This window comes from Brakhagea slesvicensis (assembly GCF_052161625.1).
Taxonomy (GTDB): Bacteria; Planctomycetota; Planctomycetia; order Pirellulales; family Pirellulaceae; genus JBKCUI01.
On sequence record NZ_CP197412.1, the window covers coordinates 2,769,013 to 2,781,850 of the forward strand.

The following is a 12,838-nucleotide window of genomic DNA, read 5'->3' on the forward strand; positions in this document are numbered from 1 at the left end:
CGACAAATGAGATAGCAATCGATTGCCTCCAGGGAGAGCCAACGCGGGGCCGCTCAGGTGGGACTGCTAGCAATCGATTTTGCGTTTTACCGTCGGAACTGAAACGAAACTATGCATCAACATCCCGTTCATTGGTACGAAGGCGCGTTTCTTCGACCTCAGCACTTCCAGACGGCTGAGCGGTATCAATCTTCGAACCTCGCACGCAGTAGCGCATTCGATAATCCCCACAATTACGGGATCGTCTCGGTGGATTTTAGTCGCGAAGCGCTCGCAAACCATCAATTCGAATTGCGAAGGCTCCAGGCGCGGTTGCCCGATGGAACGTTGATCGACATCGCTGTCGGAGAAGAACCCAGCCGCATCGATCTCCATAAATCGTTCGACCAGCAAAGCAGCTTGACGGCCAGCTTGGCAGATGCGTTCGAAAAAGAGCGAACTCTTAAAGTCTATTTAGCGATCCCCAAGCTCCGGTTGGGCCGAGCCAACGTTGGAACGAGAAATCAAGCCAACCAAAACGAGCTTCGGTACATCGAAGAGATCAGCTCTCTGCCAGACGAAAGTTGGGGAGGGGATGACCAAGAGATCCAATTGAAACGATTGAATGTGCAGCTCTTGGTTTCGACCCAGGATCTATCGGGCTACGAAGTTCTCCCGATCGCACAGGTCAAGAGGTCGAGCGATGGCGAGAGTTCTCCTCAGCTGGACAATACGTATATTCCTCCCCTGTTGACCACGGATGCTTGGCCGTATTTGAATCGCGACATCCTGCGGGGTGTGTACGACATGATCGGTCAGAAGATCGAAGTGCTCAGTCAACAAGTGATCAATCGAGGGATCGGTTTGGATAGCCGGGATCCCGGTGATGCCGAGCGAATCCTGATGCTCAGCCAATTGAATGAAGCCTACGCGGTACTATCGATTCTCGCTTTCGATCGGGGAGTTCCGCCTCGAGCCGCATACCTTGAGCTCTGCCGCATCGTCGGCCAACTATCGGTTTTCTCGGCCTCCAAAAAGGTTGCCGACTTGATGCCGTACGACCACGATAACTTGCACGAAATCTTCGTCGATGTGCGGAGTAAGATCGAGGCGCTAATCCACGCGGTCCGAGACTACGAAGTTCAACAGCGCTACTTTGTCGGTATCGGGCATGGACTTCAGGTCGCGCTCGATCCGAGGTGGTTCAATTCTGATTGGCAATGGTTCATTGGCGTTGATAAAGGGGAGCTTACACAGCGCGAGTGCTTGGAGCTTCTTTCGGCAGGGCAACTTGATTTGAAGGTCGGGAGTTCGCGCCAGGTGGAGTTCTTGTTCAAGCAACGGGTGGCGGGGGTGACCCTGACACCTGTCGATCGACCTGTGAGAGCCCTTCCTGGACGAGCCGACTGGGTCTTTTTTGAAGTCCCCAGGCAGGATACTCCCGCGTGGAGGGACGTTCAAGAAACGCAGACCCTCGCCATTCGATTGAAGGATTCCCTCATCGCCAACCTGGATCGTTTGCAGGGGCAACAGACGCTGGTCGTCGTTGCTTTTGGACGCAAGATCGCTTTGAAGTTCGCTCTTTTTGCAGTTCCGGCTCAATCGTGACACCGAAGTACTCCCTCGCCGTAGATCCCTTCCTCCTTCATTGCCTTCATCTGCTCGATCGAATCGGGAACGGACAGGAGCCGAACCCGCAAGACGAACGGGTGAGGATGAAGGTGCTTCTCGAAAATGGACAGGCAATCGTCGGGACAGGAATGGATTGGGATCTCGCTAGCTACGCACTCGTTTCGTGGATCGATGAAATGCTCGTGGAGGCGAATTGGTCCCACCGCGAGTGGTGGAGCAACAATGTGATGGAACGCGAGCTTTTTAATAGCCGCGACTGCGCCGAACGATTCTTTGTGAATGCCAAAGAAGCTTCGACGCGATCCCTTCGCGATGCGTTGGAAGTTTACTATGTATGTGTCGTCCTCGGCTTTCGAGGTTTCTACAGCGAACCAAACTTGGCCGCGATGTTCAGCAGCAGTCTTGGACTCCCGTCCGATGTCAAAGACTGGGCTCGCCAAGTCGCCATGTCTATCCGACTCGGACAGGGGAGGCCGTCGCTGGCTCCTCCACGACGTGAGATCTTAGGTGCACCGCCGCTCGCTGCGAAGAATCGGGTCGTTTGGCCTTGGTTGATTGCATCGATGCTGGCTGCGTGGAATGTTCTCTATTTTGTGTTGATCATCAGTCGTTAGATCATCAGTCGTTAATTGTGCCGTTGGCTCGCGGGATGCCACTACAGTAGGAGAAATGGATATGTCAGGCGTCGCTGAGGGCTCCGATCCGATGGATGAACAACCCGCAGAGGTTGAATCGCAAGACGGGAAGCCGACTGGATGCCTGACTAGAATCATCCCAGTCACGACCCCCGGATGCGCCGCGGCCCTCACGCTGGTCTTTCTTATCACAACCGTGGTTTCGGTTTGGATTGTTTTCTGGCTCGATCCGGTCAACATACCGTGGAGGCACGGCTATAGCTGGTTGAGAATCTTCACCATCCTCGGGCTGATCATTCTGATACCCTGGGTGGTCTTTCGAACGATTCAGGCATGGTTGGAAGGACCTCGTCGAGCGTTCCCTGAATTGGATATGGCGTGGCAAGCAGGAATCAATGCGCTCGCAGCGAACGAACTGACACCCAAAAATGCGCCCCTCTTTCTGATCGTAGGCTCCAACGGCGAAGCGCAGGAGCGAGCGATGATGGCGGCGACAGGAATGAGCTTCAGCGTGCAAGGTGTACCGCATGGTCCTGCACCCATCCACTGGTACGCGAACGCCGAAGCGATCTACCTTTTCTGTTCGGACTCCAGCTGGACGAGCGCTCTGGCCTCTCTCCGTGAAGAACTGGCAAAGGAGCAATCCACGATCGCATCCGACTCTCCTATCGAGATGTCTGAGCCAGGTTCGATTCCACTCTTGCCGACTCCCACGCCCTCGACTCCAGCGCCCTCGACTCCCGCTCCCTTGGGTACCCCGCCCTCGGGTTCTGCTCCGGCCCCTCGATTTCGAGGGACCCTCGAATTCGATTCCTTCGTCGCACCCTCGTCGCAACCCCTTGCTCCAGCGCCCGCTGCGACGACGCCCATTGCGTTACCATCCAATGCGTCCGCATCAATAGATTCACAGGTACCAGCGGCTCCGACCAATTACCGGGGCACGTTGATCTTGAACGGTGCCGGTTCCGATCCAGGGAATGCGGCTCCGAGCCAACCGGAAATACCATCCTTTCGAGAGACTGCGCCGGCGGACCGAGGTCCCGTTTCCATTGCGTACTCTGCAGGTGTCGAGCCCTCGGATGTCCAAGGAACTCGGAAGCCTGTCTTGGTTTCCCACCAATATTCGACCGCTTGTCTGCAGGAACTCGCCTACCTCGGGAGTTTGGTTCGGAAATCGAGACAACCCCTTTGTTCGATCAATGGTGTATTGACGTTGCTGCAGATGGAGGCGATCCACGGCTCTCCTGTCGAAGTCGAGGAACTGACCAAAGCGATTCGTTCCGATTTGGAGACGGTCCAATATGCGTTTCAGATTCGCTGTCCGGTCACTGCGTTGATCGTCGGACTCGAAAAAGAGAGAGGTTTCCGAGAGCTTGTTCGCCGCGTCGGACGAGATCGCGCCCTCAGTCAACGCTTCGGTAAGCGATTTGATGTTCAGAGTATTCCCACGCGAACGGAGTTGGTCTCTCTGGCGACCCTCGCTTGCAGCGCTTTTGAAGATTGGACCTATTCCCTCTTCCGAGAAGAACAGGCGCTGACCAAACCAGGGAACACGCGACTGTACGAATTGCTCTCGAAAGTTCGCTGCAATTGGAAATCGAGGTTGTCGACCATCTTATCCCAGGGCTTCGGGTGTGAGGAGAATACGAGACCAGACGGAGATGCGATCCTCTTCAGCGGATGCTATTTCGCTGGAACAGGAGAAACCGCCGACAGGCAAGCCTTTGTGAAGGGGATCGTTGAAAAGCTGAACGAAGAGCAGGAGTTCATCGAATGGGCTCCATCGGCCCTGCGCTCTCATCGATTGCAATCTGCTTTGGCAACGATCGGTATCTTTGTTGTGCTGGGGCTGTTGTTGCTCCTCCTGGGGATGTTTGTCGCGTTCAATACGGGACTTCTCTAGGAAGACTCTTGCGAAAGCGAGGCGGTTGGATCCAGAGAGGGCATCTTTTCCAGGCAAAGCAAATGCGAGGTGTAATGGATTGCACTTCGTGAGTGCAGTCGCAAGACCCAAGGCACTCTCGGTTTCTCACCGAAGATTCTCAGATTGATGTCGCGCTGCGTGCCGAGCCAGTTCCTCAATACGGTTGGACCATCGCCACCATGAACGGCTCGCTGCGAGTGACCGCCAATCCAACCGATCGCAGGGGTCGCGAGCGAGGACCAATCGTAAGGACAACTAAGCCTCGCAACGCCATTCGGCTGAAGCAACCGGTCTAACATTACAAATAGGTGAGCCGGTGAACTTACGGCATCGAGGACGTTCAAGCCAAAGCACTCCGAGAACAGGGAGTTCGAAAAAGGAGGTTCCAAACTATTTGCCACCCAAAAGTCAACGTTGTCGGGGAGAGGGCTACTCCAGACAATAGGGGTGTCGCGATACACAACGCCGGTGTGCCGAAGAGGAAAGCGACCTGAACCTGTTCGGAGAACCTGCGATGCCAGTCGGAGGAGAGGGAACTGCAGGTCGATGCCTACGACGGGTTTCTCGGTCGATAGAGCTAGGTCCAAGGTCGTTCGGCCACACCCGCATCCGATGTCCAAGATAGGTCCTGCCTGGGATAGATCTCTCATGTCGCAAAGCGACCGAAGCAGAGCTCGCACCGAGCCAGGAGGGGAAAGTCCCATTTCTGCGGCTTGGTCCTGTGAAAACGGAGTCGCCAGGCAATCGCCAAAATGATCCCATCCGTAACAACTCAGGTGCTGTCGCTGTAAATCCCACACGCTCCCTTGGCCGCAACAGTCTCCGATCAAACTCTCTAACACGGGATGCAGATCGGAACGATCCGCGATGGCCAGGATATTCTCAGAAACATAACTCTGAACATCTCGCACCAAGATAGGAACGCCATCGATGATTGGAAATTCAGCGCTGCAATCATCGCGAGAACATCGCAAGATTCCTTGAACAATATGATCCCCCGATGTGGTGAACGATTGAAAGAGCTGGAGGCGAGCATCGGGAATCCCACTACCATGAAGGCAAATGGGACAGACTGGTTGGAGTGACTCGAATACGGAAACGCGCACGCTCGATCTTCTAACCCCCGATGATAACGGTCGCGCATCCAGGGCCGGTGATCTTACCGGTTGGTCCCGGAATAGGACCCACGCACGCCGCGTGCGATGTCATGTCGTTCAATCGCGCTGCGGGCATACCGCCGATCATGACGGTCGCGGACCCTTTGGAAATGACACCCGGTCCTCCAGGTACACAACTCGGCAGCGCACAGGGGGCCGACATGTCGGTGACCCGCGCTGCGGGTTGGCCTCCGATGAGGACGTTTGGCTGTCCCTTGACTATCGCCAAAGGCATCGCAGGGTGGGGGGCAGGAGTGGGGACCGGCGCAGCGGGATGGATTGCCGCATGGCAATGGGGGTTGTTCTGAAGAATCATATCTCCCATCCGAGCCGCCGGAGATCCCATTATTCCATCCTCGCTTGATTGGTGTGGTTCGTGTTGGGGGCTCGGACTGAAATCAGTTCGGTTCGAAGTTCTGGAACCTAGGCGATGCGGACCCCAGACCGACATCCTACTTGCTGCGAGGAGAGTGCGTCAACGTTCATGAGGTCTTACCAGCCCCAGGAGAGCTTATAAAAGGCACCTTGCATGGGCTTTTGAATCATCCAGGTGACGATTTCGCCATCAGGGTTCCGCTGGGGTGGGCACGCTTCCATCGGTTGGAATCGATGCCCTCCAGGTGGCGCCCATTCGCCGAATACTTGCTTGCAACATTGTTCCGGTCGAAACCAAAGCTGAATCAACAAGACATCCGTCTCATCGGTGATTCTGGTTTGCCACCACTGCTGTCCTTCCCGGAAAAAGGCGTCGACGTATCGAAGTCCGATCGGGCCACAATCGAACGCAGTTCCGACTCCTCCTTCAGGGGGAGTGATCGAGATCTCCCATTGCTTGTTGCTGTGAACCAAATCCCCAGGAAGCACTCCCACGCGTTGAAACGAGACTCCTGAAGGAGCGTGGTCGCACTCGATCCCTTCCCCCCAAGTCAGAAAGGGGAATACATACGGATCGCAATCCACGCTGAGTTTTTGAATGCGGTACCAGTTCCAAACCTGCGCTACCGCATCAGGCTCGCCCGCGTTCGAACGACGAAAGTCGACGATTTTCCAGAGATGCTGTAGCCGGAATCGTTGAAAGCGCGGGATGCCACTGGATAACTTGGATTCGGCCGCTTCATCGTTTTCCTTTGCGGCCAATGCATCGAACCTAGCATCCTCTGCGAGCAGACTCTCGGGCGACACTTTCAAGGTACCGGACAGAATCTGAAGCGTACGCGTGTCGCAGCTTCCCCCTTTTTTGATTTTGGCAATGGTACGGGCATCGACCCCTGCACGCATGGCAAATTCCTGCTGACTCCAACCTCGACGCGTGTAGAGTTTGGTCAACAACTCGCCGTTGAGAACTACGCCTCGTTTACCCATATGCCCGGACGACTCCCGATGTGATTCACCGATCTTCGGGAGCAGTTTAAAGGGAGCCCTCAAAGTTTCAATGGTCTCGGTACGATTCGACTCCTTTGGGTCCGCGTCGGTAGCTAGCCGTATCGCGATACGGGGATTTTGAGCGAATTCAATCGCAGCTCCACACCACCCGAGCAACCCTTTCCCTTAAAATGCGAACCGCATTTCGGGATACCCCTCTTATTCGTTCTCTTTTCTAAAGTGTAGTGCGATGAGTGTCTTAACGTTAACCCGTGATAAGTGGAAAAGATTTAAAGAAGAGAATAACCTCTCCAAGTCCAGCTTTTTCAAAAAGGCGGATGTAGGGCCGCAGCTCGATAAATTTCAGAAGGCGCTCGATGCCTGCAAAAACACTCCCGGTAAGAAGAGCTTGGGAAAGTGTTTTACGGAAGCTGACAAACTGGAAACCGCCATCGAGAAATTCATCAAGCTTAAGGAGGCGAAAGCGGAACTCGATGAGAAAGCCAACAAGCAGTTGAAGTCTTGGAGCAAAGAACTGGGAAGCATCACAAAGTCCTTGGCGAAGCTATACAAAGAAAGTGGTGACGAGCTGGCGAACGAGGATGCGAAGAATATGAAAAACCAACTTTCTTCTCTCGGCCTTTAACGCTTCGGATTCCTCGGTAACGCGAAGGGGATCGCAAAAGGGTATAGCGCGTACCTGCCCGCTAGGCGAGTCAATGAAAAAACCCTCGGGACCGGTGACGATCTCGAGGGTTGTTTTGTAAGGCACTTTCCACTGCTGGAAAGGTGGTTGGCATCGGACGGACTAAGGATTGCCCGTCGTCATCCCCATGTTGGCTTCTTCTTCCTCAGGAATGATAATGCGAGGTGTGACCGTCATCATCAGCGTGGACGTTTCGCGGCCGATCGCATCGTTCTTGAACAACCGATTCAAGTAAGGGATCTTGCTCAAAATCGGTGCACCACGTTCGACCCGTCCTTCACGCAATCGCTTGATACCACCCAAGAGGATCGTACCGCCGTCAGGAACACTGACCGTGGTTCCGATACTGGTCGTACCCAACGTTGGTTGCTGGACCGTCGTGCCTTCGATGATATCTTCCTCATCGTCTCGCGTTCCCGATGGAGTACCGTTCGGGTTCAAGACGCTGGTTCCCGTTCGCGACACCCGTCGACCTTGGAAGGTAAACGTTCGGTCGGTCGATTCCAATCGAGTGAACTGAGGATTGAGTGTCATCCGAACAAAGCGACGGTCTTGCGATACCACCGATTGAACGGTCATTTGCGTTCCTTCGTTGAGGACCACCACGATCGGTCGTTGTGCGACGGCAAAGTCACCGACGACAGGACTGAACGAGGTCACGAACGGTCGCTGAGCCGTATCGTTGATGCTCGCGGTTTGACCGTCGAACATCGTCACTTTCGGTGCGTTCAGAACGTTTTGGCGGCTGTTCCCTTGCGATGCTTGCAAGAAGAAGAAGAGTTCCAAATCGCTCAAAATCGCAACCCCGAACGAAGTCGCTTGGTTGATGTCCGGGTTACCGAACGGAGGGGTCACGGAGAAGTTATTTCCGAGAGTCATATCGAGGTCGGTCGTGAAAGTCGGGCCGGTAGCACCGACACCCGATGCCAAACCAACCGCCACGCTAGGACCGGAATCGTCGTTGGGCAACTGCCGTACGTTGTCATCGATCTGCATGTCGAAATCGACACCGATTCGTTCGAAGAACGTATCTTGCAACTGGATGAACCGTACTTCGATCGTCACTTGCAGATCTTGAAGAGCCCGAAGGCTTTTGAGCAAGTCCGCGATTGCTTCATGCGTCTCTTGAGGAGCCGAGACGATCAGCGTCAGGTTCTGGCTGAACGGCGTCATGGTTGACGTACCGCCGTTGAGGTCCCAGAGATCCGGTGTGATGGTACTGCGAATCAAATTCATGATGTCGCCGTAGTTGGCCATCGCATTACCACCTCCCAATCCGCCGGCTGTCGGCGGGAACATCGCTCCAGGCAACGCACTCGCCAAGCTCGGAGAGATCCCGTTTGCAGGAGGCATGGACGCAATCTGCGCCATCACTTCCGACTTGGGATCAATGCTTGCTACACGCGATGTGTTGAGCATGTTGTTGGACGGGCTAACCGTCGCGCTGGCCAAGTTCGATTGGGCATAGAAGGCTGCTTGCAAGGCTCCTGCCATACCGAAGTTGCTATCGGACACAAAGTTCGGAATTGGAATCACCAAATCCTTCACATTGTAAGTCTTGTTGATATTCTCTCGCTGCGTAAATCGCTTGCTTTGAATCGTTAGCAATTCATTACGTACCGCGTAGGTCAAATTCCATGGTTCCAGAATTTGATTGAGCGCGCTCTTCAGTTGAATGGAGTTTCCTCGGAGATCCAAACTGACGAGTTGCTCTTCGGTGATTCCTTCTTCGGTAATCGAACGGGTGTCGATCGCGACGGGAATGCCGAACATTTCGCCGATAGTGTTGATCACTTCCCCGAGCGGTCGCTTGTCAAAGCTTCCTGAGAATGGCTCCGTCAACGCCTCGCGAATGCGACGCTCCGATGGAAGCATTTTCGAGTCTTCCACCGATCCCAAGCGATTCTTGGTCAGACGCGCCCAAGTCTCCGCATCGGGATACGAGAAGGGACGGTTGTCATCGTTCGGAATGGAAGCCATATCGACATTGAGCATGCTTCGGGTGAAGCCTTCGTCTTTGTCGCTTCGGATCAATTCGTACTCTTCATAACGAGCTTGAATCTTCGCCTTGGTCATCATAACCGACGCGATCTCCGATCCAGGCTTCAGCTCCGATACCTTCTTTGCCACTTCGATGGCTTCGGGGAATCGTCGTGAGTCGATCAGGTCGTTGTATTGGTCGACCAAGCTTTGAACTTGCAGATCGGACTTGGCCCGGGTCGAAGCCTCGACTTCCATGCGATTTTCGATTTGCTTATTCCGTTGATCCAGTTCGATCGCAACCTTGTTCTGCTCCACCCAAGCCTCGATGTTGGCCGAGACGAGGTCGATGCGAGTGAGCAAGCTCTTTCGGTATTCGGCACTGACATCGGATTGGCCGATGCGTTGCCGAAGGGTACGGAGCTTGTCGAGCGCTTCGAGAGGTTGGTTGGCGACTGCCAGACGTTCTGCGTCGGCGATTTCACCGGTTACTTCGGAAAAGAGACGCTGCTTTCGGATCTGCATATCGCGATCCTCGGCGCTGAGTGCCGCGATGCTTTCAGGGGCACCCGACGCTCGGGAATTCCCCTGTAGCAACGTCAGCTTGTCTTTGAGTTGTGTGAGAGTCGGGGGATCGAGTTGATCCTTCTTCTCCCAAGCGGCTCGGAACTTCTCCATGGCCGCATCCTTGTTTCCAGCCGACAAAGCGCTGATGCCTTGTTGGTAGAGCTCAGGTCCACTGGTGTCGGCATCGTAGCTGGTGAGCACGCCGCTCGCAGGTGCGACCTTGGAGGTGTCTTTCTGAGGCTGATAGACCCCCGATTGCACGCCGCCGAGGTTGGTACCGGTTGCGGATGCGTTTTGGACACCCGGAGTTCCGGCAGGCATGGTCGCCGAGGCTTGCGCGACGCCACCCGAGAGCAAGGCTTCTCGGCCGCGAACGGCGAGTTCGACTTCCCAAGGCTTCATTTGCCCGGGACCGAATTCTTTATCCGCGACCTTCAGCGCTCCGGCTTGATTGATCAACTGTCGAGCGCCGACTACGTCGCCTCGATCGAGCGCCAGCTTGGCTTGCGAAGCCAACCCGGAAGCTTGATCGCGAAGTGGATTCGGGGCAGTTGTTGCTCCGGAAGCTACCATCCCTGGGAGGGGTGGGAGAGTTGTCGGTACGCCCGCAGCTAACGCTTGATTGCCAGCAGGTGGCAGCAAAGGTAGTGCGTTGGGTGCAGCAGGGGTGGTTGGAGCCGACCGCATCGGATTATTCGAAGCAGCAGTGCTCGAGGCGATTGCCAACGAGACCGCGGATTCGATCGCCGAAGTGGGCACGCCCTTGGCCATGAACTCTTGCCGCGCCTTGATCAACTCCGTGCTGAACTCGGAGGTCGCTGGTCCTGCCAAGTGAGCTTGTGCGAGAGTCTGCAACGCAACCTCGCGCCGCCCCTCCGCCAATGCTGCTTTGGCCTTGACCAACATCTCTCGAGCGAGTGCCGCAGATTCAGTTGCAGGTGCAGCTGTTGGTAATGCGGTCGCTCCGGGAGCCGATGGCAATGGGGGTAATAAACCGCCCGGTTGGCCCTGTGCGTTGACCGTTGACGTCGAGACCATTGGCGTGGCTAGACCCACAAACAATGGAACATAGACGGGCGAGGACGCCGCTGACAACGTGGTCAATAGCCGTAATGTCCGTAGAGGATTGAGGTGTTTCAACGCGACACTCCTTTATCGCTACTAATTTTCCAATAAACGCTCGTCTCGTATCGACAGTCTTCAAGAGGCTGCGGGACTCCAAGCCTTTCATCCATGAAGGCACCTGAGTCCTGCGACCTCTGGCAACTTTTGCGTAACAACCAACGGAATAGGCCTTGTCCTCGGGACCCGTCAATATCACTTTCGCATTCGAAGTGACTTTTTTCCAAAAGGTAATTTGGGCAACCTTTTGTGGCCTTTTCCAGCTTGCTTATCCTTCGTGAATCCCCCGGTCGATCGCTGGGATGCGATGGATTCTCTCTCCAGACCAAGCGGTTATCGATAAATCGTCCCGCCGCCCAGCGTCTGCATCGGTCGCGGTTGTCCCACGGTGTGCTCTACGCCTTGCGAACCCCTGGAAGCCTCGGCGGAATGGTCCTCAGAATGCTTCTGGAACTGTTGCAAGTAATAGCTCCCCGTTTCACCGCTCTCTGTAGCAATTGCTCCCGCTGGCAAACTCGATGTACTAGGGTGCATCGACTTGTTATCAGTGATGGATGCGTTAGACGCGATGCGAGTTGGATCGCTCATGACAGCGCTCGCAGCTTGTACGCTCGAGGGCTCAGAGCCAATGTTCGCAACAGCAGGTTGCACCGAAGATCCGCGTGTATTCGAAGCTACGAGTGGACGCGCCGTATAACCCAATGCCAACGCGGTGTGCTGGGTGACGGTGCCGCCACCATCGATGACCCAATTGTTCCAAGCGGTTTGGAGATTGCCTACCAGCGGGTACCCATAGACTTGCTGGGTCGCCGTGTACCAATCGTCGTTTCGCATTCCAATTTCCAGGAATTTGATGAATTCGCGAGGGCCGCTTTGCGCAATCAAAAAGCTCGTGACGCTGTAGCCTTGAGCATACAGAGGAAGCATATCAGCCGGGTAGTCCCGCAGCGCGAAAAGGGTCGCGAATGGAATCCCTTTTTGCTCACGCAGGAATTGAATGAGCATCTTGTCATGCTTGCGACGTTCCGATTCATGCTCCACCGTTGTGCACATTCCTTCGTCGGCCCAACGCGGAACTGGCTTTCCAAACGGTGCGAAGTGACTGGCGATAATGGTGTGCGTGATTTCGTGCGGTAAGACACTGTCGAGAATGCGTTCGCGAGTTCCTACCACCGTCATGTTGAAGTTGATGACGGCACCCCGAATCAAGGTGTACTTGGTTTCGCCGCTCGCAAGCTTGTTCGGGCCGTCCTGGACAACGAGAGGACATGGCTTCGACCAGCGAGGCAGCTCTTCGCCCAACCAGTGGAGCGCAAGGTCACGGCGATTGGCCTCGGCGACTTGAGCAACCTGCTGCGCCCAAGCGTCGTCACGTGCGTAGACCACAAAATTGGGAGTCGCAACCGATACCATCGGCGCCCCCCGCAGTTGACTCCAAGCCATCGAACTGAAGCATGTGCTCCATAGGATTCCAACGAGAGTCAGTAAGGTGAGACGAGAGTAAGCCAGAACAGCTTCCATGCGTGTTGCTCCCTGCATTTCCGCGACGTTTCCACATCCATGTGGAGATTGATCGCGACTGGGTTAGGTGACTACGAGCGAGTGACGCGTTGAGTCCGCGGGTCGGACATACGGGAGCGGAAGTCTAGAAAACGATCGATCGCGGCCTCCAGCCCAATCTTGAATCAAAGTTTTGAAAATCTCACAAAATGTATTCGTCCCATGGAGATTGCTAGCTCTCGCTACAGCCCGCCTATTCGATATGCCCAACCGA

Annotated in this window: 9 protein-coding genes; 4 read left to right on the plus strand and 5 right to left on the minus strand. The window is 55.1% G+C overall.

Features of this window, described 5'->3' with window-relative positions:
• Positions 1 to 111: 111 nt before the first annotated feature.
• From tssK to SH467x_RS10430, 3 genes are all read left to right on the plus strand, one after another.
• On the plus strand, positions 112 to 1,587 hold the full coding sequence (tssK, locus tag SH467x_RS10420; protein WP_482371206.1) for a type VI secretion system baseplate subunit TssK: 1,476 nt from the start codon (positions 112 to 114) through the stop codon (positions 1,585 to 1,587).
• Entirely contained in the window at positions 1,584 to 2,225 is a 642-nt protein-coding gene (locus SH467x_RS10425; protein ID WP_482371207.1) for a DotU family type IV/VI secretion system protein, read from the plus strand. Before tssK ends, SH467x_RS10425 begins: the two co-directional genes overlap by 4 nt.
• Before the next feature lie 61 nt (positions 2,226 to 2,286).
• The gene (locus tag SH467x_RS10430) at positions 2,287 to 4,149 is read left to right on the plus strand and encodes a type VI secretion protein IcmF/TssM N-terminal domain-containing protein (protein ID WP_482371208.1); all 1,863 of its coding nucleotides are present in this window, start codon (positions 2,287 to 2,289) and stop codon (positions 4,147 to 4,149) included.
• Here the strand turns inward: SH467x_RS10430 and SH467x_RS10435 are convergent.
• The 3 genes from SH467x_RS10435 to SH467x_RS10445 form a co-directional block, all read right to left on the minus strand.
• Positions 4,146 to 5,276 carry a methyltransferase domain-containing protein gene (locus tag SH467x_RS10435; RefSeq protein WP_482371209.1) on the minus strand — a complete coding sequence of 377 codons (1,131 nt, stop codon included), beginning with the start codon at positions 5,274 to 5,276 and terminating at the stop codon, positions 4,146 to 4,148. The two genes, SH467x_RS10430 and SH467x_RS10435, sit on opposite strands and share 4 nt — an antisense overlap.
• A 10-nt stretch (positions 5,277 to 5,286) precedes the next feature.
• Complete coding sequence (locus SH467x_RS10440) at positions 5,287 to 5,673, minus strand: PAAR domain-containing protein (RefSeq protein ID WP_482371210.1); 387 nt, start codon at positions 5,671 to 5,673, stop codon at positions 5,287 to 5,289.
• A gap of 146 nt (positions 5,674 to 5,819) precedes the next feature.
• Entirely contained in the window at positions 5,820 to 6,752 is a 933-nt protein-coding gene (locus tag SH467x_RS10445) for a helix-turn-helix domain-containing protein (RefSeq protein WP_482371211.1), read from the minus strand.
• 187 nt (positions 6,753 to 6,939) lie between these two features.
• On the opposite strand from SH467x_RS10445, the gene SH467x_RS10450 reads away from it, so the two are divergent.
• Complete coding sequence (locus tag SH467x_RS10450) at positions 6,940 to 7,335, plus strand: hypothetical protein (protein WP_482371212.1); 396 nt, start codon at positions 6,940 to 6,942, stop codon at positions 7,333 to 7,335.
• A gap of 162 nt (positions 7,336 to 7,497) precedes the next feature.
• Here SH467x_RS10450 and SH467x_RS10455 read toward each other — a convergent pair whose 3' ends face one another.
• Complete coding sequence (locus tag SH467x_RS10455; RefSeq protein ID WP_482371213.1) at positions 7,498 to 11,082, minus strand: type II secretion system protein GspD; 3,585 nt, start codon at positions 11,080 to 11,082, stop codon at positions 7,498 to 7,500.
• Between the two features lie 315 nt (positions 11,083 to 11,397).
• Positions 11,398 to 12,585, minus strand: coding sequence for a peptidase MA family metallohydrolase (locus SH467x_RS10460; protein ID WP_482371214.1), 1,188 nt, complete (start codon positions 12,583 to 12,585; stop codon positions 11,398 to 11,400).
• Positions 12,586 to 12,838: the final 253 nt, after the last annotated feature.

Excerpts from the sequence above, each read along its gene's own strand:
- tssK (WP_482371206.1), top strand. The coding sequence starts at position 112 with ATGCATCAACATCCCGTTCATTGGTACGAAGGCGCGTTTCTTCGACCT.
- SH467x_RS10430 (WP_482371208.1), top strand. The coding sequence starts at position 2,287 with ATGTCAGGCGTCGCTGAGGGCTCCGATCCGATGGATGAACAACCCGCA.
- SH467x_RS10440 (WP_482371210.1), bottom strand. The coding sequence starts at position 5,673 with ATGGGATCTCCGGCGGCTCGGATGGGAGATATGATTCTTCAGAACAAC.
- SH467x_RS10450 (WP_482371212.1), top strand. The coding sequence starts at position 6,940 with ATGAGTGTCTTAACGTTAACCCGTGATAAGTGGAAAAGATTTAAAGAA.
- SH467x_RS10460 (WP_482371214.1), bottom strand. The coding sequence starts at position 12,585 with ATGGAAGCTGTTCTGGCTTACTCTCGTCTCACCTTACTGACTCTCGTT.